The sequence below is a fragment of the Streptomyces sp. NPDC054794 genome (assembly GCF_053611585.1).
The window spans coordinates 16,234-35,330 of the sequence record NZ_JBSHAQ010000017.1; the positions used below are offsets into that span (position 1 = coordinate 16,234).

Consider the following 19,097-nt stretch of genomic DNA (forward strand, 5'->3'; position numbering starts at 1 on the left):
GTCGGAAGCATTCCCCACCGGGCGATCTCTTACCGGACACGGTGAGCAGCTGAAGACAACTCGCGAGGAGCGGCGCGGACTCCGAGGACGTCGAATCCATCGCCGAGGCCATCAGTGCGCCGAGGGACCAGTCGATCATCCAGCGCATGGACACGATCGAACGAGTCCAGTTCGCCTGCCCTGGGCCGACGATGCCCTTCAGAGACGGCTCGACTACACCGGCCCCACCGCCTGGCCCGGCCTGGCCCCCAGCCCACGCAGCCAGCCCGGGCCACCGGGCAGGGCGGCACCCGCCAGCACCTGCTCGGGGACTTCTCCGAGCAGGACTGCGACACCTACCTCGCCCGCCGACTCACCCGGGACAGCCAGCCGCTGATCCGCCCGAGATCCGCGCCGTCATCACCCAGCGCTCACACGGCCTGCCCCTCCACCTGGACCTGGCCGTCGCCCGCTTCCTGGAGACCCCCGCACCGGCCGCATCCCAGCCCCCGCCGACTTCGACCACACCTTCCCCGCCCTCCTCGCCCGCACCCTGTCCGACCTCACCACCGACGAACGCCACGCCCTGCGCAGCGCCAGCCTCCTGGACGCCTTCGACCTGGACCTGGCCACCCGCGCGGCCGGCTGGGCCAAAGCGCATGCCCGCCCCGCCCTCGTGGTGGCAAGACCTCGCCGCTCACCTGGCCGGGCACCGCCACCGCATGCCTGATCTTCACGACCACGGTCTGCGAACCTCTGACGCTGCTTGCGCAGGCCCGAAACGACGCTCCCGAACTCGCCGGGGCACTCACCGACTTCTTGCGCGCCCACGGCCACCTCACCCCGCCCCGGCCTCGCCGATCAACGAGCCGCAGCCCGCCGCGCCCACCGCATCCAGGCCACACCCGCCCTGCTGCGCCCCCAGATCCGGGGATTCGCCGGCTTCCTGGTGCTCCAGTGCGAGCGGGCCCCGCAACTGGGCCCACGGCAGAACCAGCTCAAGACGATCGAGATCCGCCTGGACGCCATCCGCGACCTGCCCTCCACCTCCACGCCGAAGGGGACAGGAGCTGGGCGAGTGCCACCACCGCACACCCGGAATGCTTTCTCGCCCGCGCCCCCGTGCGCCACGCCTCCCGCCTGGCGGGCCTGCGCCAGTTCTTCGCCTACGCCCATCGCACCCGAGCGGTCCTCCACAACCCCACCATCCCTGTAACTGCCGTACAACACAGGGGATTTCACGGCACCACGCTCACGCTCGCCGAGCAGCGAGACCACTACCAGCGCTGCCTCGACGACGAGAACCTCTCAGCGGGCGAGTCCCAGAAATATCTTGATGGCTTCCCTGTCTGCGGGAAGACCGATGTCCTGAAACCATGATCCACACCTGGTCGTACCGCGACCACCACCGCCCGCCGGTCAGCGCGCACTTCGGCCCGATCTCCGGCGCCTCCAGGGCCTCGGCGAGGATGACATCCTTGCGGGTGTTGCAGCCGGCGGGTGGGGTTCAGTCCCTTGTTCCAGTGCCTGAACTGCTCGCGGCTGTAGCCGTCCTGGGAGCCTTCCTCTGCCTGTTCGATCCAGGCTAGCGTCTGGTGCAGGGGCACGTCTGCTGCCGAGGGCGGTGGGAGCGCCTTGCGAGCCGCAGCGGGCAGGGCAGCGGCCGACGGCCGTTCACCGGCCGGCCGGAGCGGGCCGGGAGCTGCGGTGGCGGGGGCGGCCAGGGGAATGACGGACAGGCGAACGCGGGCAGGGCGCGCAGCGCGTTCTTGATCACGGCACGGGTGTACCGATCCCGAATGGGACCCGCCCGCATTCGCCGCCGTCACCCAAGGTAGCGCTCATGTAGATGCGCCTTTCAGAGGTCGGTGTCGTGCACGAGGCCGCTGGGTAGCGGGACGCGGTCAGCCGCGTAATCGCACGCGAAATCCCGGCGACGTCGGCGAACATCCCCGGGATACTGGTCGCCCATGGATGAGGTCAAAGTCGTCGTCGCCCATTACGAGCGCGCGACTCTGCGCGTCGGCGACGTGTTCCTGAAGGTGGACGCCGATCAGGCACGCATCGACGTCGAGGTCGAGGCAATGTCCCTCGCGCCGATCCCGACCCCGGAGGTCCTGTGGCGCAATCCGCCCGTGCTCGCGACCGCCGCACTCCCGGGGACGACGCTTGGGCGCCTCGGCGGGCCGTCGACCGGGTCGCCAGCGGCGTGGGCCGCGGCGGGCGCCGCCATCCGGAAGCTGCACGACGCGCCGCTGCCGTCCCGGCCGGGCCGGGCCGGCCGGAGCATCGTCGCGCTGGCGGCGGAACTCGACGACGAGTGCGAGTTGCTCGTGACGAACGGCGTCCTGCCCGCCGACCTGGTCACCCGCAACCGCCAGGTCGCCGAGGCCGCGCTCCGGCCGTGGGCTCCGGCGTTCACGCACGGCGACCTGCAGATCGCGCACGTCTTCGTCGACGGCGACGAGGTCACGGGCATCATCGACTGGTCCGAGGCGGGCCAGGGTGATGCCCTGTACGACCTTGCCACCTTCACGCTCGGACACGAGGAGCACCTCGGCGACGTCATCGCCGGCTATGGCACCGACATCGACCTCGACGTGATCCACGCGTGGTGGTCGTTGCGGAGCCTGCTGATAGTTCGCTCGCTGATCGAGCACGGCTTCGACCCCTTCGCGCCGGGCTGTGAGGTCGACGTGCTGAGATCCCGGATGTGAGGCTGCGCGGGCCCGACTGCCACGTATGCGTTCTGACGCATCTGCCGGCCAACCCCTGGGGCGCATCGCCTGCCCTTACTCCCAACAGAGTGCCGTGCGCAGTCGTCCCCAGCAGATGACGGCGCAGCCGAGGGTGACGAACGCGTGGTGGAGGTCGTCGCGGATCTCCCAGCGGATGCGCAGGCGGCGGAGCCAGTGGAGCAGCGCGATCGTTCCTTCCACGACCCAGCGGTACACGCCCAGGCCAAAGCCGTGCCCGGCGCCGCGCCGGGCGAGGTGCGGGGGTGATCTGGAACCCGCGGATCTTGTCCCGGTAGACCTCGTGGTCATAGCCGCGGTCGGCGTAGAGGTGCTTGGGGCGGCGCAGTGGCTGGCCGCGCTTGCCGCGGATCGGCGGGGCGGCCTGGATCAGCGGGAGCAGTTGGGTGACGTCGTTTCGGAATGACCTTCGGACGCGTGACTGATGCGCTGGACACGTCACGTCAGCCAGCATCCGAGGGACACCGCGGTGAGTACCCAAGCCCTCGTCGGCATCAAAACCCGAGCGGCCCACAGGGGCCGGGAGGACCACTCCGGCCTGTGGGACAGTATCCGCCGCCGCCCCCTGACCCGGTTCTTCTCGCTGGCCCACCTGCTGAGTTGGGCCGTGTGGACGCTGTACGTCCTGCCCGAGAACGGCCGGGTCATTGGCCACGCCAGCAACTCGCCGGAGACCCCACCCACGGCGTCCTGAGGCAAGGAGCCCACCCATGCAAGATCCCGACCCTGACGAACCCCTCGCATACCCGTTCCCGCTGTTCAGGCAATGCTGAGCAGCTCTCTCCCACGCTCTGTAGTGTGACGAGCATGTCTGAAGGGATAGCCTGGATAGGCGCACACAGCACCATCGACCGGTCCGCGACGCTGCCGGGGATGCTCGGCGGGATCTCCCTGACCGCTGTGCGGGGTGTGGAGGCGGACGAGTTCCTTATCAATCTGGGCGCGGATCTGGACGAGCTTGCGGCGCGGACTGCGTACCGGGATCTGACCGCTGCGGTGGGTGGTCCGCCGCCTGGCGTCAATCCGGTCATGTACGGCCAGTGCGGTGAGTGGCTGTACGTGCTGGAGGACTGGGGGATGGCGACCTGGTCGACGGGCTTTCGAAAGGTGCCGTCGATGCGTCCCGGACCGGGCGAGGAAGTCGTGTGCGTGACGATGAACTGGTGGAGTCCGCCGCAGGCGATCCTTCATGCGCCGGGGGATGAGCGCGTGCGGCGTGCCGAGTTCGGCGAAGACACCGGAGAAGGTTCGGCGTTGGATGCTGCGTTGAACGCGGCGGGGGCAGTTCTCCTGGCCCCGCAGGCAGACGAGGACGCCGGTACGCGGCTTTCTGAGGCGGTGTTCACCGCTGTGGGCACCTACTGCGGCCTGTCCATCTCCCAGGGACTCGTCCAGGCCGGCGAACTGTGCGGTCTGTTCATTCCCATGGTCTGACGGCCGTATGACGGTGGCCCGCGCCCGTACCCGCAGGCGCGGGCCACCAGCATGTGCTGGAGGTGTTACTGGGTGGTCAGCTTGCAGATGACCGGGGTGCCGCTGGAGTTGAGGCAGGTGTTGCCCGGTGTGATGCGGGTGTCGAGCCAGTAGGCGTCCTTGTCCATGAGGCGCATCTCGCTCATGAACTTGGCGAAGTGGGCGCCCATGGACTCCTGGTTGTGCATGCCGGAGATCGCGGACCGGCCGCAGACCTCCTTGAAGGTGGGATCGGTGCCGTTGATGCTGAACAGGTGCACGGCGCTCCCGTACTTCTTGGCGTAGGTGCCGATGCAGGCGTCGCCGGTGGGGGTGGTGCTGCCGTCCTTGACGGCGGGGTTGAGGCCCCCCTCTGCCGTGGACATGCCGCCGCTGTTGTAGGTCGAGGCGAAGGCGAACTCGTCGCAGTTGAGTTCGTCTGCGGCGTCGACCAGGGCGCTGGCGTCACCGTTCTCCTTGGCCCAGCCGGTGGGGCACATACGGCCACGGCTGCGCGTGTTCTGCGCCTTGTCGCCCATGTAGTAGAGGGGCTTGAGGGCGGAGAGGGAACCGGGGTGCTTGGGCGTGTACGTCTGGATCAGCCACGCGTGCGCTGCGGCCTGGGGGAACGCCTTGGCGTTGAAGGCGTAGGTGGGGGCGGAATTGACGAAGACGCATCCGGTGCCCGGTCCGGCCGTGGTGGTGTCACAGCGGATCTGGTCCAGGTCGGCGGTGGCCGCGTCGTAGCCCTTGGACCACTGGTAGCCGGTCATGAACGGGCGGATCCTGCCGTCGGACGGCAGGATGTTCGCGTCGATCTTCACGTCGGGCTTGTAGAGGTACTGCTGGCCGGCAGTGGAGGCGTCCCACGTGAACGGCGTGGACACGGACGTGGAGTGCATATCACCCGGTGTCCACCATGTCTTCTCGGTCCACGCGCCCGGGTCCGGCTCGACGGCCTTGCACGAGCCCTGACACAGGTGCTCGTTGAGTATCAGGTCGATCTCGGCGAAGTCCAGAGGGATTTGCTGAGCGGGCTCGATGGTGAGGTGCTCGGTGAAGCTGTTCTGTCCGTCGAGTTCGATCAGGCGAAGGAACGTGAAGTACGCGGTGGCGTCGGGAACGCCGTCGGTACGGATGATGACCGGCACGGCGCGGACGTCACACTCGGTCTTCCGGGTGGCGAGAATGCTCGGGAAGTCCGTGTTGCACCACGGAACGTTCGTCTGCGCGGCCGTCGCCTTCATGGACTTGGCAATCTTCTTCGGCGCCTCGTCCTTGGACAGCGGCTTGCCGAAGCACACCTGCCGGCCGTCGTCACGGACGGCGCTGCACTGCTCGCTCGCCTTGGGTGTCTTCGCGGTGAGGCTGGCGGAGGCGCCGAGCGGCTTGGTCTGCACCCCGGTGGGCTGCATGTCCGCCACGTTCGGGTCCGGGGCGGTGTAGTCGGGGGTGGGCAACGTCAGGTCGACAGGCATCTCCACGCGGAACGGCGCCCACGGGGACCAGGTGGTCTCGTACAGGCTGCCATCGAAGGCGGAGGTGTGGAACACGTAGTTGGTGTTCAGGCTGAGCTTGCCCGCGGGGACATCGACGGTGACCAGGGACCCGGAAGCAACGTACGGGGAGACGATAACGCCGTACTCGGAGTCGTTGAGCTTGACCTTCGTCTTCGGCTTGCCTGCCGCGTCAGCCGTCCACACCTCGAACGTCAGCGTCGACTTGTCGCCGTCGGCGTCGGTCACCGTGTTCTTCAGCTGAACCTTCTGCGAGATGACCCGCTGGAAACCGGCCGCGTCCTTGCGCTTGGAGGGCGCTGCCGTCGGGTTCTTGCCCGAGACCGGCCGCGACCCGGCAGCGGCGACCGACTTCACCTCGGGGCCGCTGGCAGGGCGGGTGGAGGGGGCCGCGTTCGGGTCAGGCTGGGATGGGTGGCCTAAGTCGGCCGCGCTCGCCGCGCCACTGCTGATGAGCATCAGCATGGCCACGCCTGCGGCTATGCGCGAGGCCATGCGTTTCCTTCTGGATATACCTTGCAAGGCGTGTCCCTTCTGGCCCCTGCCTTCGTACTTCTGGCGGGGCTTGACGATGGATATGTCGCGCCTTGACCTTCCTATGACCCGTCGTTAGCTTCCAACAAGACTTCACGATCCGGAGGTTCGTGTTTAACCGGAGTTAACAGACGTGACCTGGGACACGGTTGAGACCGAAGGGCAACGATCCCATCACAACCGGCTCCCTCCAGGGGGAGCGGCTGCCGAACTCCCTTACCAGAACGGACTGTTGGCCACGTCGGCAACTCGCCCAGGCGTCACGGATCACCCATACTCGGGTGCGAGGTCGGGAGGCGACCGCGCGGGGCACCCGTCGGGGCAGCTCCCCGCGCCGATGCCCTCCCGTCGCCAGTAGGCCTTCCTGTGCGCCCGGGGAGGCCCACTGGGCTGCCCCGGCTGCGCCCTGCCAGCCCGACGTGAATTGCGTCCACGCGTGCTGCCAGGGCCAGTTGTTCGGCAGATGCAGTGTGTGAGGACTCGGCCGCGTGTGGAGAATTATCCCTTTTCTGCGTGAATCAGTGTGGCATGAGCTCTCTTAGTGCTGTTCTGGCCCGCTCATAGCGCATGCTGACCATGGCGGCTTCGTTGGGCGCATCCAGGTCGTAGCCGGAGCGGCACTGCAGGGCCTGGGCCTCGGCCGCCGACGTGAGCAACCGCTTCCAGGCCTTTCCGCCCGCGCCGGAGTCCGGAAAGACCGGCAGTTCCAGCGCGTCGCTCACCGTCGCACCCAAGGCGGCACAGTGGGCGTCGGCGGCGTCGGATCTCGCGGCCTGATCCTGAAGGTATGCGTCGAACCGGCCGAGCACCGCAGAGCCTCCCCGCTCGTACCAGCCGGCGGCCCGGTCCTTGGCTGCGGCGCTCACCGCGGGTCCGTCGCGCCACCCGTTGATCTCGTCGGCCATCTCGCCCAGACTGGCAGCTGCCTGCTTCGCCCAGTCATCCTCCGCCTGCCCCCAATTCGCGAACGGGTTCACCGCGAAGGCGCCGATCAGCCAGATGACGCCGTACATCCAGGCGCGGGCCGCACTCGCCTCGTCCGCACTCCGCGCCTTGCGGCGCGGGAATACCGCAAAGCCGGTGGCGATGATGAGAGGCCCCAGCAGGTACGCGAGATAGATCACTGTCTGCGCCGGGACCGCGTCGAGCTTGAGCCAGGAGATCACCGAGTAGGTGATGGTCACGTACGCGACGAGGAAGACCGCGAGCTGCAGCTTCGTGCCGCCTTTGTCCTCGGAGCGAGGGTTGTCGATTTCGGCCAGGCGCTCACTCCAGGTCGGGTGGTTGCGCAGAAAGCGGGGGAGCCGATGTCGGGGCAGCGCGGCGGACCGCGATTCCGCCTGCTTCCTCCACACCTCGCGGTCGCTCCCGGACTCGAATACGGCGTCCCGGTCGGCGACCAGCTCACGATGGCGCAGGATGTCGGCCCTGGCCACATAGACCAGCGCGGTGAGCACCACCGCGAGCAGCGCGGTCTTCGCTCCGGGCTCGTATCCGTCCCAGTACGCCCGCTCGACGCTCTGAAAGCGGTCGTGCAGCACCAGGGCCGCATCCAGGGCCAGGCAGGGCAGCAGCACGGCGATCAGGAAGACCCGCCACAGGGCGACGGCGAGATAGGCCAGGTCGACGTCCCGGTTACGCACATGGGCGAGCTCATGCAGCACGACCGCGTCGAAATGCGGCCTGTCCTTGGTCGTTCGTTTCGGCAGCAGCCCCACGTTCAGGCAGACGGTGTAGCGGCCGAAGCTGCCGAAAGCCAGCGCACCGGCGGACAGCGCCCGGGGATTGCACACGAAGCCGGGCAACCGGTCCTGGGGCAGCTTGGCGCGCCGTACCAGCCGGGCCAGATGCGCCAGCCGCTCGTCGCCCCCGCTATCGCCATCCATGGCTGCCGCGATCCGCTGCGCGGAATACAACTCCGGGAGCCGGTCCTTGCGCTGCCGCCACCGCGGCAGCCACCGGTACAGCAGCACAGCCGCCACCGCGACGCCGGCGGTCCACAGCACGGTCGCGTACAGCGAGGTCCGAGCACCGTCCGCCCGGCAGGCGACCAGCTTCTGGTGGAAACGCAGCCCCAACTCGGTGCGCCACTGCGGCCCTTGGAGATCCATGCCGGCCGCGGAGGCGCAGTGCGGGAGCGAGGTCGCGGAGTGATAGGTGAGCACCGCCTCGCCGATGAGGGTGCTTGCGGACGCGAGCAGCACCGTGACCAGCATCAGCATTCGCCGGGTGGTCGCACGCGCAGTGAGCGCACGCGCGGCGAGCACTCGTGACTGCGCCGTCGTCATTGCCCGGACGGCCCCATGGCCAGCCGGGCGACGACGGCTTCCCCGAGCTGCTTCGCGGCCGCGTCCTCGAGGCCCCGCAGGCGCGCCTCGCTGTAGACCCGCTGGTAGACCGCCTTCTGCTGCTCGGGGGCCAGCGGCATCGGGTCGGCGCCAACGCCTGCGCCGCGGGCGGGAGTCCGGGAGAAGCGTGCCCGGATACGGGCGAAGAAGCCGTCCGCCGCGACGCCCGCTCCCCGGGTGACGAACTCGTTCACCACCAGCCATACGACGGGAGTGATCAGGCTGGCGGCTTCCGCCACGCCGAAGCCGAGCAGTTCGTCGCCTTCGGGCCGGGTGAACAGCCGAGTGATGCCGTCGTCGTCGAGTGGCTGCAGATTCTCGAGCAACTCCCGCTCATGCGGCACATGTTCGACAACGAGCTCCGAGACGATCCCCCGTACGGACGCGGCCATGGCGGTCATTGTAACAGATGACCTTGGTGTAGCCGTGCTCAGCTCCCTGCTTGTCGGTGCCGTAGACCTTCTTCACTTTGGAGTCGAGGTCCAGGTAGACCACCTGATCCGAGCCCGGCAGCAACTGCAGTGTCCGCCCAGCGGGCAGGTGAACGCGCGGGCGGCGGACTGGATTTGCCGCACAGGCCCCAGGCGAATGCGCGCAGGAAGGAGCCGAGGGTGGAGGGGGCCTGCATGCCGGTGAAGACCCGGCGCATCGCGCCGTGCCGGAGCACGTTTGTGTCGTCGATGCCGCCCACTCCGGCGAGCATGGCGGAGGCCAGCGACATCACCTTCGCGTCCGGCGCGGCGCCAGCTCCGTTGCCCGCCCCGTCGAGGCGAACCCTCGCGGATCAGTGTCGGCAGGCCGCACCGCTCGGCCAGGCGCACCGCCGGGGCCGGCCTGCCGTGCGTAAGCAGGTTCAGTTCGTCAAGCGCGGCGAACGTCGCCGCGGGTGGGAAGATTTCACTTCCGAGGTGCTTTGCTGGTCCGGCCTGGTAGAAGCGTGAAGAACTCCCATCATCCCAGCTCAGCGGATACCTCTCTGCATCCAGCCCCCCGGCCCGTCACCGACCGGTGGATCCAGGTTCAGGGATGGACCAGTCCTCCCTAAACAGCTTCCTTCTTCATAGTCCGAACAGGTCTGCTGCGTTGTCGTGGCACACCGCCCGCAGCCACTCCTCGCCAAGGGCCAGCCGCTCCAGGGCGTGGAGCTGGTGCAGGTAGGGGTAGGGGAGATTGGGGAAGTCGGAGCCGAGCAGGATGCGGTCGCCGAGTCCGGCGAGCCGGGGCAGGGCCCGGCGGGGGAAAGGCATGAGTCCCTCGGTGAAGTCGGTGAATGCCATCGTCGTGTCCAGCCGCACCTCCCCGTACCGCTCGGCAAGGCCGAGGAACTCCTCGTACTCGGGCATCCCCAAATGTGCGACGATCAGCCGCAGTCGGGGATGCCGCGCCAGCACCTGCGCGATCGGCTCGGGGCCGGTGTGCTTGCCGGCCGCGGGCCCGGAGCCGCAGTGGATCACCACTGGGATCCCGGCCTCGGCCAGCAACTCCCATGCCTGCTGGAGGAGTTCATCGGCTGGGTCGTACGCTCCCACCTGAACATGCGCCTTGAAGACGCGCGCGCCCGACTCGACGGCCTCCCGGACGTATGTCTCGACGCCCGGCTCGGGGTAGAGGGTGGCGGTGTGCAGGCAGTCGGGGGTGCCGCGGGCGAAGTCGGCCGCCCAGCCGTTCAGCCACCGGGCCATGCCCGGCTTGTGGGGGTAGAGCATCGCGGTGAAGGCCCGTACGCCGAACTCCCGGAGCAGGGACGTCCGTTCCGCCTCCTCCTTCCGGTAGGTGATCGGCCACTCGTGCCCACCCGTCAGCGGTCCGAGTGCGTCGAAGTAGCCCCAGACCTTGTGCAGGACGCGCTCGGGCATGAAGTGCGTGTGGACATCGACCAGTCCGGGTAGACCGAGCTGGCTCCAGAAACGGCGGACCTCACTGGCCTCGTCATCCAGTTGCACGTCACTCATGGCCTCTCGCGAACCCGTGGCTGCGCTCGACCCTGGCGACCCGGCGTCGTGCGGGCGGCCCGGCGCGGGGGCGGGTTCTGCGGGACCGGCAGGGCCGACACGCGCGGTGTGGTGATCGTTCATGTCGCCCACGATCGACCTCGGTGAGGTGGCGGGTCTACTCCTTTCCGCAGGGGTCCGTGAGGGATCCATCACCCGGGCCGCGGCGGTGAGCCCCCGCTCTTGGTTTTTACGCCGACGACCTCTACGTGATCGCCGACGTCCCTGCGCGGAGCCCCGCATCCCCTGGGACCCGGCGACCGGATCCGGAATCCCGAGCCTTGTCAAGATCACGATGGCACTGCCGTCGGATCACGGAGCCCGCGTCCACTGGCTGGTCGATCAACTGCCGTACGAACCCGGAGACCCTTTGCCCCTTCCGCCGCGGATCTATGACCAGCAGAGTCGGGCTTCGGTGCGATGCTCGCCAACCTGCTGTGCGGCAACCGGAACCTGCACTCCCTGACCGCCGCGGTCAAGACCCTGGCCCTGCTGACCGATGGCCGCGTGTACCTGGCCGCCTCCACGATCAGCGGAATCGGCCGGGACGCGTTCCGCTAACTCCGGACCTGGTGACAGGCTTCGCGACCGCCCTCGGCATCTCGGCCGGTGGCCTCGCCGCCATCATCGGTGTCGAGCTCCCCGAGTCGCCGCGGCCCGACGATCTGCTGGCGGCCGAGATGGCGGGGCTGCTTTCGAACTGCCGGCGGTTGACCGCAGCTCAGGCCGAGCCAGGGTCCCTTGCATGATCGAGGTCTGTCCGGATTCATCCGGTGAGGCCGAGGGCGGTATCAGGGATCTGCGGCAGTCGCGGGCGGTGTGGCGGAGGGCAGCGGCGATGTTGGTGCGACCGTCCTGACGGTGGACGCCGATGGCGAGGTTACGCAGGCCGGCCGTGCGGGTCGTCAGGGCATTCGGCGCCGTGGCGCCGCCGCATCGGGGATGTGCGGCGGATGTTGCCGGACAGCAGGTTGAGACCGTTCTCGGCGGTCCAGCGGACCGAGCGCAGGCTGCCTCCGCCGTACCAGATCCGCTCCACCAGATCGGGGTTGTGCGGCTGCAGACGGGGCCGCTGGATGTTGCCGGGCGAGTGGATCACGGTGTCCGGGCCGCCGAGATAGTCGCCGCGCAGGTTGTCGACGAGGCGGGCGATCCTGCCGTACGACAGGTCGAAGCCGCGCCAGTCGCCGTCGTGCACCAGGTCGCCGAGCAGGTCGGCGTGCGGCATGCCGGTGCTGAAGCCGACCTGGAGGCGGCCGCGGGACAGGACATCGGCAAGCGCCAGGTCTTCGGCCAGGCGGAACGGGCTCTCGTAGCCGATCGGGATGACCGCGGTGCCCAGCTCGATCCGCTCGGTGCGCTGGCCGGCCGCGGCGAGGAATACGGCAGCTGAGCCGACGCCGTGTTCGAGGTGGCGCTGGCGGATCCAGGCGCCGTCGTAGCCGAGTCGTTCGCCGTACTCGAAGAGTTGGAGTGTCTCCTCCAGGCCGGTGTACGGGTCGTCGTCGGCGAAGTTGCCCGGGGTGAGAAGGGCAAGTGAGGTGATGGTGGGTGTGCTCATGCGACCGTGGTCCTCAGCTCGTGGCGGTCTCGGCGGCGGGGGTGGGGACGCGACCGCCGGGGACGGCCGCGAGCAGCTGTCGGGTGTACTCGTGGCGGGGGCGGGTGAACAGTTCCTCCGGCGGGCCTGTCTCGACGACGCGGCCGGCCCGCATGACGGCGACCTGGTGAGCGATCTGACGTACGACGGCCAGGTCGTGCGAGATGAACAGGTACGCCACGCCCGTGTCGGCCTGCAACTCGGCCAGCAGCTCCAGGACTTGGGACTGCACGGACACGTCCAGCGCGGAGACCGGCTCGTCGCAGACCACCAGGTCGGGTGAGAGGGCGAGGGCGCGGGCGATCGCCACGCGCTGCCGCTGTCCGCCGGACAGTTCCGCCGGGCGGCGCTCCAGCGTCGCGGCCGGTAGGGCCACCCGGTCGAGCAGTTCGCGAGCCCGAGCGAGCCGGGAGGCGCGGTCGCCGACCTTGAAGGCGCGCAGCGGCTCGGTGATCACCTCGCCGATGGAGAATCGGGGGTCGAGCGAGGCGTAGGGGTTCTGGTAGATGAGCTGGGCGCGGCGGCGCAGCTGCCTGGCCTGGGCGCCCTTGGCGGTGGTGACGTCGGTGCCGTCGAAGATGATCTGTCCGGCGGTCGCGTCGGTGAGGCGGAGCACCAGGCGGACGGTGGTGGACTTGCCCGAGCCCGACTCGCCGACCAGGGCAAGGGTCTGGCCTCGGTGGAGGGTGAGGCTGACGTCGTCGACGGCGCGCAGGGTGCGGGGCCCGTCCCCGGTGCGGGGGAGTCTGAACTCCTTGGCCAGGTTGCGCACTTCGGCCAGGGGCGCCGTATCCGGTTCGGGGAGGGAGGCCGGGGTGCGGGGCCGGGCGGTGGTCAGGCTCGGGGCGCTGGCCAGCAGGTGCCGGGTGTAGCCGTCCTGCGGGTCGGCGAGGATGTCATGGGTGGGGCCCGCCTCGACGACCTTGCCTTGCGACATCACGACCAGCCGCTGGGCCCGGTCGGCGGCGACTCCGAGATCGTGGGTGACGAGCAGGACCGCGGTGCCCGACTCCTCGGTGAGGCGCTGGAGATGGTCGAGGATGACCCGCTGCACGGTGACGTCGAGCGCGCTGGTCGGCTCGTCGGCGATGATCAGCTCTGGCTGTGCGGCGATGGCGATGGCGATCAGGGCGCGTTGCCGCATGCCGCCGGACAGTTCGTGCGGGTACTGCCGGGCCCGGACGGCGGCGTCGGGCAGTCCGGCCCGGTCCAGGACGGCGATCGCCTCTGCGGGAGCCGAGCGACGGGTTGCGAGACCGTGGATGCGCAGCACCTCGGCGACCTGGTCGCCGATCCGCTTGACCGGGTTGAGGGAGACGGTCGGATCCTGGGGGACCAGTCCGATCCGTGCTCCGCGTATGGTGCGCAGTTCGGCTTCCGAGAGGGTGGCGAGGTCGTGCCGGCCGAAGCGGACCGTGCCCGCCTCGATCCGGCCGTTCGCCGACAGCAGCCGGGTGATCGCGTGCGCGGTCGTGCTCTTCCCGGAGCCGGACTCGCCGACCACCGCGGTCACCTGTCCCGGCCACACGTCGAGGTCGACGCCCCGGACGGCCTCGACGGTGCCGCCCCGGGTGCGGTACGACACGGACAGGCCGCGTATCTGAAGCAGTGGTGTGCTCACGTCCTCACCGTTCTCACGTTCGTCGGTCATCGCTGCCGGGACCATTCGCCGTCCAGTGCCCGGGCGATGCGGTTGGTGGCCAGTACGGTCGCGGCGATCGCCAGCCCGGGCAGCGCGGTCAGCCACCAGGCGTTGGCGAGGTAGTTGCGACCGTCGGAGATCAACGTCCCCCACTCCGGCGCCGGCGGGGGCGCCCCGTAGCCGAGGAAGCTCAGCGCCGACACGGCCAGGATGGAGGAGCCGAAGTCGAGGGTGGCCAGCACGATCACCGGGCCCGCCGCATTGGGCAGCACATGCCGGCCCAGCACCGAGTACCAGCGCGCTCCGCTGGCGCGTGAGGCCTCGACGAAGACGGCCTGCCGCACCCGCAGCACCTCCGCGCGCGCCACCCGCGCGAACGCGGCCACGCTGGCGATGCCGACCGCGACCGCCACCTTCACCGTGCCGTAGCCCAGCGCGGTGACCAGGGCCAGGGACATGAACAACGCGGGGATGGACAGCAGCACGTCGACGAAGCGCATCAGCACGTCGTCCACCCAGCGGCCCACGAACCCGGCGACCACCCCCAGCAGCCCGCCGACCACGAACGCGACCAGCACGGCGATCAGCGTTGCCTTCAGGGACAGCTGGGCGCCGTGGACGACCCGGGAGAACACATCGCGTCCCAGCTCGTCGGTGCCGAACCAGTGACTGCCGTTCGGGCCGCGGAAGTTCTGCGACGGCACGCCCTTCAACGGGTCCTGCGAGGTGAACAGGTCGGGCCAGAACGAGGCCAGCACCACCAGCACGAGGACGACCACCGACAACAGCAGCCCCGGGCGGCGCACCACGAACCGCAGCAGCCGCCGTACGTCCGCGCGGCGCCCGGGATCAGGCTCCGGCCCCGCCGCGACCGGGCGGGCCAGTCCCAGTGCCGCTTCGGCGGGGTCGTCGACAAGGCTCTGGCTCATGCGAGGGCCGCCTTTCTGTCCGAGGTCACCACGATCCGGGGGTCGAGGAGTGGATAGACCAGGTCGATGACCAGGTTCGTCGTCACGAAGATCAGCGCCCCGAACACCACCACCCCCTGGACCAGCGGGATGTCCTGGGCCGTGACCGCCGCCGCGGTGACGCGGCCGAGGCCGTCGCGGGAGAACACCGTCTCGACGACGACCGAACCGGCGATCAGCTGCCCCACCAGCAGGCCGACGACCGTCAGGGCCGACAGGGACGCGTTGCGCAGCGCGTGCCGCAGATGGACCCGCCACCGGCCGGCGCCCTTGGCCCGGGCGGTCTCCACATACGCCTGGTCCAGTGCGGTGAGCAGGCTCTTGGCGAGCACCTGCGCGATCTGCGCACCGGTCGGCACCGCCAGAGTCAGCGCCGGCAATACCAGCCCCTTGAACCCGTCGTTGCCGAATGCGGGGAACCAGTGCAGCCGGAAGGAGAACGTCTCGACGAGCAGCAGCCCCACCCAGAACGTCGGGACAGACACCCCCAGCGGCGGCAGCGACAGCAGCAGCTGCCGCAGCCAGCGCCGAGAGGTATAGGTGGCCAGCACCGCCAGACCGCCGCCGAGGGCCACCGCGAGCAGCAGGGCCGCCCCGGTCAGCTGGAGGGTCTGCGGCAGCGCGTCGGCCAGCGTCGAGGTGACCGGGCGGCCGGTGGACACCGAGTCGCCGAAGTCCCCGCGCACCGCCCGGCCGAGGTACTCGGCGTACTGCACCAGCACCGGCTTGTCGAAGCCGTATTCGTGCCGCAGGGCGGCGATCTGCTGCGGGTCGACCTGCCCCGAGTCCATTCCGGCACTGACCATCGCCGTGACCGGATCGCCCGGGAGGTAGTCCAGCACCAGGAACGAGACCGTGTAGGCCGCCCACAGCACCCCGGCCGCCTGGCCGAGCCGTTTGATCACATAGCGGCGCATGCGCTAGCCGATCCAGGTGTCGTGCAGCTGGATCCGGCTGGAGGCGTCGAAGTTCAGGTCGTGCACCTTCTTCGACACCCCGAGCTGGGTCTGGAGCTCCACCACCGGCACGTAGTAGGCGTTCTGCACGAGCGACTGCTGTGCCTGGGTGACCAGTTGCTTGCGCTTGGCCGGGTCGACGGTCGCGGCCTGTTCGGAGAGCGCCGTGTCGAGGGAACTCGCAGGCAGGTGGTAGAAGTTGGCCAGCTGGGTGGAGAAGGAGCTGCGCAGGATGTCCGGGTCGGCACGGGTGACGTTCCCCCAGGCCGCGTCGTAGTCGCCGGACTGGAGCGTCGGCGCCAGCTGGGTGACCTGGAGCTGCTTGAGGGACACGTCGACACCGACGGCCTTGAGCTGCTGCTGGATCAGTTCCAACGCGGGCTGGTTGGTGGCCGAGTTGGGTATCCAGTCGATGGTCAGGCTCAGCTTCTTGTTGTCCTTGGTGCGGATGCCGTCGCTGCCGGTCTTCCAGCCGGCCGCGTCCAGCAGCGACTTGGCTTTGGCCGCGTCGGACGTCAGGTCGGAGGCGAGGCTGGTGTAGTCGGGTGTGGTGTGCGCAAGGACGCTGGTCGCCGCCTGGGTGCCGGTGGGGAAGACGGTGTCGGCGAGCTGCTGCCGGTCGACGGCCAACAGAATTGCCTGGCGTACCTTGGCATCCTTCACAGCGGGCCGCGAGTTGTTGAGACCGAGACCGAACACGACGCCGGGATTGGCCCGTCGCTGGAGCGTGACCTGACCGCCCTTGAGCGCCGCCTCGTTGGCCTTGCCCACGCTGCTGATCGCGTCGACCTGGCCGGACTGGAGACTTCCGGCCCGTACGCCCGCCTCCGGGACGACCTTGAACACCAGCTTGTCCAGGTACGCCTCGCCCTTCTTGCTCCACCGCGAGGAACCCCACGCGTATCCCGTGCGCTTGGCCAGGGTGATCGACTGGTTCTGCACGTACTGCTTCAACACGAAGGGCCCGGACCCGATCACCCCGTCGCTGCACTTCTGCTGCGGGGTCTTCTTCACGCTCGCCGACGACTCGATCCCCAGGGAGTGGGTCGAAGTGGCCTGCAGGAACTGGGCGTTGGGCTGGCTGAAGGTCACCTTGACGGTGAGCGGGTCGACCACCGTGGTGCTCTTGACACCGCTCAGATAGCCCTCGGCGAGCGTCCCCAGGGCGCCGAGCTTCGGCACCGCGTCGAAGTTGTCCTTGACCACCTGCGCGGTCAGCTTCGAGCCGTCGCTGAAGGTGACGCCCGACCTCAGATGGAACGTGAACGTCGTGGCGTCGGAGCTGACATCCCAGCTCTTCGCCAGCCACGGCACGATCTTGCCGGTCCTGGGGTCCTGGTCGGTCAGTGAGTCCACGATCTGGCGCACCGAGTAGATGGTGTCGTTGCTGGCGACCTGCTGCGGATCCACGCAGCCGGCGTCCGAACCCACCGCGAAGGTCAGGGTGCCGCCGGACTTGGGCTGCCCGGCGCCGCTGCCGGAATCGCCGCCGCCGGAGCCGCAGGCGGTCAGCAGAACACTGGTGGTCACAAGGGCGGTCAGTGCCGCCCACCGGGAGGTTCCGACATCGGAAAGTGCAGTCACGGAGGGCTTCTCCTACTCGTGTCACCAGGCACGGGTGTGGTGCAGGGCACGGCCGTGCGTGGGCGTGCGGCCCCGGCCGGCGCGACGCCGGTGCCGGGGGAGGGCTGTGCAAACGGGGATCAGAAGGAAAAAGGGGGGATCAAAGACAGACGGAGATCAGGCGCAGGCGGGTGCGGCGACGACAGATGCCGTACCGCGACCAGCGGCGGGAAGGCCCGTCAGACCTGACAGAGACAGCTGGTCGAGCGCTTGAGGTCGATGTGGCGCCGACGCGAGAGCCGGGAGAACACGGTGGCGCCAGCGAAGCGGGCGCTGAGGTCACCACCGTGCCGCATATCGGTCCTCCACCAATCCGGCCCTGGTCACGGGGCCACGCGCTTGCGGAGATCCTCGGTGATCCCGCCGGGCTTTCACCTGGAGCACCCCACCGCGCGGGAGGGTTGCCGGTCAGCGAGCCAGGGCTTGACGCTGACACTCAATGCCGTTCGTGACCGTACGGAGCGGTCTTGTCGTACGTCAATGGCGCAAAAGGACGCCCTGTAAGGGGAGTCGGGGCGAGAGCGCGTCCAGCTCAGGAGCCGCCGCGCTCGCGGGGGATCTTCTGGCCGGCCTCGATCGCCACCGGCAGCCGGTTCTCGGCCGGGGGCAGCGGGCAGGTGGCCAGGTCCGTGTAGGCGCACGGCAGGTTCGCGGCCCGGTTGAAGTCCAGGACGACCGTACCGTCGGCGGCGGGCGGATCGAGGGCCAGGGCCCGGTTGGCGGCGTAGGTGGTGACCCCGGAGGTCGCGTCGGTGAACAGCACCATCAGCCGTCCCGCACCGTGGCCGGGGAACGCGGTCAGTGACAGCGGGCGCCCGTCGAACTCGAACTCGACCCTGCCCGGAGCGTCGTAGACATGGCAGGTCGACTGGCCGCACATAGCCCGTGAGTTGGCCCCTCGCCGCTTCCCGGCTTCACCATCGTCACAGCAGCTCGGACAGAGCTGTCGGCGCACTCCCTCTGAGGGTGCCCTCGTAGCGTGGAGCCTGCCAAGGTCATGGGGTCCAAGCAGCAGGAGTACGAGACCGAGCCCCTGAGGGTGCTGTGCGCATCGTGATCGAGACGGGCAAGCCGATCCCGGAGGCGGCCGAGGACCTGGGTGTGCACCCGGGGACGCTGCACACCTGGTCCCACGCTGGAGGAGGCACGGTTCAGCCTCCTCCGACCGGCCCGCGCCCGCCGCCTCGGGTCCGGGCTGTGAAGCGCGTCGTCGTCAGCGAGTGCCCGCCTCAGTGCGCGTAAGGCGCGACACCTGGACAACATCGGGAAGCGAAGCGCTTGGGCCTCGCTTCGGTGGACAAGTGCCCGCGTGGGTCATCCCGTGGACGCTCGTCGCCGGCCAGTCGGCAGATCCTCTGCAACCCAAGCCCACCTCGGCATCAAGCTGACCTGCTGCGCCCCGGTCCCGCGGCCGGGTGTCACATGAGCGATGCAGTGCGGCGGTCGGCCGAGACGCCGTGCTCGGCGGCATCGAAGACCTGGTCCAGCCGCTCGCAGTGAGCGGCGTTGATCTCGGCCAGGCCGTCCCTGGCGAGCCTGCGTTGAGCCGTAGCCACGGCGACCGAAAGCGGCGATCAATAGCGCCGTCGGCCGGTATCCGTAGCCTTGCCCGCCGCCAGGTGACCGAACACCGGGAAGGACAGGGCGGTGAAACAGGGCCGAACGATCCGAAAGAGCCGCAGGCGCGACGCCGGCATAGTCGGCAACGGGAACAGAGGCGGCCCTTGACGA

At 69.3% G+C, this 19,097-nt stretch carries 17 protein-coding genes, 2 pseudogenes and 1 riboswitch; of the genes and pseudogenes, 6 read left to right on the top strand and 13 right to left on the bottom strand.

The window, feature by feature from the left end; translation table 11 throughout:
- Positions 1-1,949 precede the first annotated feature (1,949 nt).
- A complete protein-coding gene (locus tag ACWGKT_RS19450) occupies positions 1,950-2,696 on the top strand; it encodes a phosphotransferase family protein (RefSeq protein ID WP_453274632.1) in 747 nt (248 codons plus the stop codon).
- A 75-nt stretch (positions 2,697-2,771) separates the two neighbouring features.
- Here ACWGKT_RS19450 and ACWGKT_RS19455 read toward each other — a convergent pair.
- Positions 2,772-3,132 (bottom strand): annotated as a pseudogene (locus tag ACWGKT_RS19455) (transposase); the annotation flags it as partial.
- Between the two features lie 72 nt (positions 3,133-3,204).
- On the opposite strand from ACWGKT_RS19455, the gene ACWGKT_RS19460 reads away from it, so the two are divergent.
- Both ACWGKT_RS19460 and ACWGKT_RS19465 read left to right on the top strand, forming a co-directional pair.
- On the top strand, positions 3,205-3,429 hold the full coding sequence (locus ACWGKT_RS19460) for a hypothetical protein (RefSeq protein ID WP_453274633.1): 225 nt from the start codon (positions 3,205-3,207) through the stop codon (positions 3,427-3,429).
- Between the two features lie 113 nt (positions 3,430-3,542).
- On the top strand, positions 3,543-4,169 hold the full coding sequence (locus ACWGKT_RS19465; RefSeq protein WP_453274634.1) for a hypothetical protein: 627 nt from the start codon (positions 3,543-3,545) through the stop codon (positions 4,167-4,169).
- A 65-nt stretch (positions 4,170-4,234) separates the two neighbouring features.
- On the opposite strand, the gene ACWGKT_RS19470 is transcribed toward ACWGKT_RS19465, so the two are convergent.
- The 3 genes from ACWGKT_RS19470 to ACWGKT_RS19480 form a co-directional block, all read right to left on the bottom strand.
- Positions 4,235-6,199, bottom strand: a complete 1,965-nt coding sequence (locus ACWGKT_RS19470) for a hypothetical protein (RefSeq protein ID WP_453274635.1) — start codon at positions 6,197-6,199, stop codon at positions 4,235-4,237.
- 557 nt (positions 6,200-6,756) lie between these two features.
- Entirely contained in the window at positions 6,757-8,460 is a 1,704-nt protein-coding gene (locus tag ACWGKT_RS19475; RefSeq protein ID WP_453274636.1) for a M48 family metalloprotease, read from the bottom strand.
- A gap of 62 nt (positions 8,461-8,522) precedes the next feature.
- Positions 8,523-8,978 carry a hypothetical protein gene (locus ACWGKT_RS19480; protein WP_453274637.1) on the bottom strand — a complete coding sequence of 152 codons (456 nt, stop codon included), beginning with the start codon at positions 8,976-8,978 and terminating at the stop codon, positions 8,523-8,525.
- A gap of 234 nt (positions 8,979-9,212) precedes the next feature.
- Here ACWGKT_RS19480 and ACWGKT_RS19485 point away from each other — a divergent pair, with 234 nt between their 5' ends.
- Positions 9,213-9,527 (top strand): hypothetical protein, encoded by a 315-nt coding sequence (locus tag ACWGKT_RS19485; protein WP_453274638.1) that lies wholly within the window; start codon positions 9,213-9,215, stop codon positions 9,525-9,527.
- Positions 9,528-9,644: 117 nt separating this feature from the next.
- Here ACWGKT_RS19485 and ACWGKT_RS19490 read toward each other — a convergent pair whose 3' ends face one another.
- Positions 9,645-10,538, bottom strand: a complete 894-nt coding sequence (locus tag ACWGKT_RS19490; RefSeq protein WP_453274639.1) for an amidohydrolase family protein — start codon at positions 10,536-10,538, stop codon at positions 9,645-9,647.
- 459 nt (positions 10,539-10,997) lie between these two features.
- Between ACWGKT_RS19490 and ACWGKT_RS19495 the strand changes: the two genes are divergently transcribed.
- A complete protein-coding gene (locus tag ACWGKT_RS19495; RefSeq protein ID WP_453274640.1) occupies positions 10,998-11,138 on the top strand; it encodes a hypothetical protein in 141 nt (46 codons plus the stop codon).
- 11 nt (positions 11,139-11,149) lie between these two features.
- Positions 11,150-11,326, top strand: coding sequence for a hypothetical protein (locus ACWGKT_RS19500; RefSeq protein ID WP_453274641.1), 177 nt, complete (start codon positions 11,150-11,152; stop codon positions 11,324-11,326).
- A gap of 131 nt (positions 11,327-11,457) precedes the next feature.
- Here the strand turns inward: ACWGKT_RS19500 and ACWGKT_RS19505 are convergent, their stop codons facing one another.
- The 8 genes and pseudogenes from ACWGKT_RS19505 to ACWGKT_RS19540 form a co-directional block, all read right to left on the bottom strand.
- On the bottom strand, positions 11,458-12,138 hold the full coding sequence (locus ACWGKT_RS19505; RefSeq protein ID WP_453274642.1) for an LLM class flavin-dependent oxidoreductase: 681 nt from the start codon (positions 12,136-12,138) through the stop codon (positions 11,458-11,460).
- Between the two features lie 13 nt (positions 12,139-12,151).
- Complete coding sequence (locus tag ACWGKT_RS19510; protein ID WP_453274643.1) at positions 12,152-13,828, bottom strand: dipeptide ABC transporter ATP-binding protein; 1,677 nt, start codon at positions 13,826-13,828, stop codon at positions 12,152-12,154.
- Positions 13,825-14,748, bottom strand: a complete 924-nt coding sequence (locus tag ACWGKT_RS19515) for an ABC transporter permease (RefSeq protein ID WP_453274644.1) — start codon at positions 14,746-14,748, stop codon at positions 13,825-13,827. Before ACWGKT_RS19515 ends, ACWGKT_RS19510 begins: the two co-directional genes overlap by 4 nt.
- Positions 14,745-15,704 carry an ABC transporter permease gene (locus ACWGKT_RS19520; protein WP_453274645.1) on the bottom strand — a complete coding sequence of 320 codons (960 nt, stop codon included), beginning with the start codon at positions 15,702-15,704 and terminating at the stop codon, positions 14,745-14,747. Before ACWGKT_RS19520 ends, ACWGKT_RS19515 begins: the two co-directional genes overlap by 4 nt.
- A gap of 3 nt (positions 15,705-15,707) precedes the next feature.
- Positions 15,708-17,327, bottom strand: a complete 1,620-nt coding sequence (locus tag ACWGKT_RS19525) for an ABC transporter substrate-binding protein (protein ID WP_453274646.1) — start codon at positions 17,325-17,327, stop codon at positions 15,708-15,710.
- A 218-nt stretch (positions 17,328-17,545) separates the two neighbouring features.
- Positions 17,546-17,662: a putative leader peptide gene (locus ACWGKT_RS19530; protein WP_356149602.1), complete on the bottom strand. Its 117-nt coding sequence runs from the start codon at positions 17,660-17,662 to the stop codon at positions 17,546-17,548.
- Between the two features lie 34 nt (positions 17,663-17,696).
- A riboswitch (SAM riboswitch) is annotated at positions 17,697-17,810 on the bottom strand.
- Positions 17,811-17,898: 88 nt separating this feature from the next.
- Positions 17,899-18,225: pseudogene (locus tag ACWGKT_RS19535) on the bottom strand (DUF1684 domain-containing protein); the annotation flags it as partial.
- A gap of 559 nt (positions 18,226-18,784) precedes the next feature.
- Positions 18,785-18,922, bottom strand: coding sequence for a hypothetical protein (locus tag ACWGKT_RS19540; protein WP_453274647.1), 138 nt, complete (start codon positions 18,920-18,922; stop codon positions 18,785-18,787).
- Positions 18,923-19,097 lie beyond the last annotated feature (175 nt).

Excerpts from the sequence above, each read along its gene's own strand:
- ACWGKT_RS19490 (WP_453274639.1), bottom strand. The coding sequence starts at position 10,538 with ATGAGTGACGTGCAACTGGATGACGAGGCCAGTGAGGTCCGCCGTTTC.
- ACWGKT_RS19465 (WP_453274634.1), top strand. The coding sequence starts at position 3,543 with ATGTCTGAAGGGATAGCCTGGATAGGCGCACACAGCACCATCGACCGG.
- ACWGKT_RS19515 (WP_453274644.1), bottom strand. The coding sequence starts at position 14,748 with ATGAGCCAGAGCCTTGTCGACGACCCCGCCGAAGCGGCACTGGGACTG.
- ACWGKT_RS19470 (WP_453274635.1), bottom strand. The coding sequence starts at position 6,199 with ATGGCCTCGCGCATAGCCGCAGGCGTGGCCATGCTGATGCTCATCAGC.
- ACWGKT_RS19475 (WP_453274636.1), bottom strand. The coding sequence starts at position 8,460 with ATGCTGATGCTGGTCACGGTGCTGCTCGCGTCCGCAAGCACCCTCATC.
- ACWGKT_RS19520 (WP_453274645.1), bottom strand. The coding sequence starts at position 15,704 with ATGCGCCGCTATGTGATCAAACGGCTCGGCCAGGCGGCCGGGGTGCTG.
- ACWGKT_RS19480 (WP_453274637.1), bottom strand. The coding sequence starts at position 8,978 with ATGGCCGCGTCCGTACGGGGGATCGTCTCGGAGCTCGTTGTCGAACAT.
- ACWGKT_RS19505 (WP_453274642.1), bottom strand. The coding sequence starts at position 12,138 with ATGAGCACACCCACCATCACCTCACTTGCCCTTCTCACCCCGGGCAAC.
- ACWGKT_RS19530 (WP_356149602.1), bottom strand. The coding sequence starts at position 17,662 with ATGCGGCACGGTGGTGACCTCAGCGCCCGCTTCGCTGGCGCCACCGTG.
- ACWGKT_RS19495 (WP_453274640.1), top strand. The coding sequence starts at position 10,998 with ATGCTCGCCAACCTGCTGTGCGGCAACCGGAACCTGCACTCCCTGACC.
- ACWGKT_RS19510 (WP_453274643.1), bottom strand. The coding sequence starts at position 13,828 with ATGACCGACGAACGTGAGAACGGTGAGGACGTGAGCACACCACTGCTT.
- ACWGKT_RS19485 (WP_453274638.1), top strand. The coding sequence starts at position 9,213 with ATGCCGGTGAAGACCCGGCGCATCGCGCCGTGCCGGAGCACGTTTGTG.
- ACWGKT_RS19450 (WP_453274632.1), top strand. The coding sequence starts at position 1,950 with ATGGATGAGGTCAAAGTCGTCGTCGCCCATTACGAGCGCGCGACTCTG.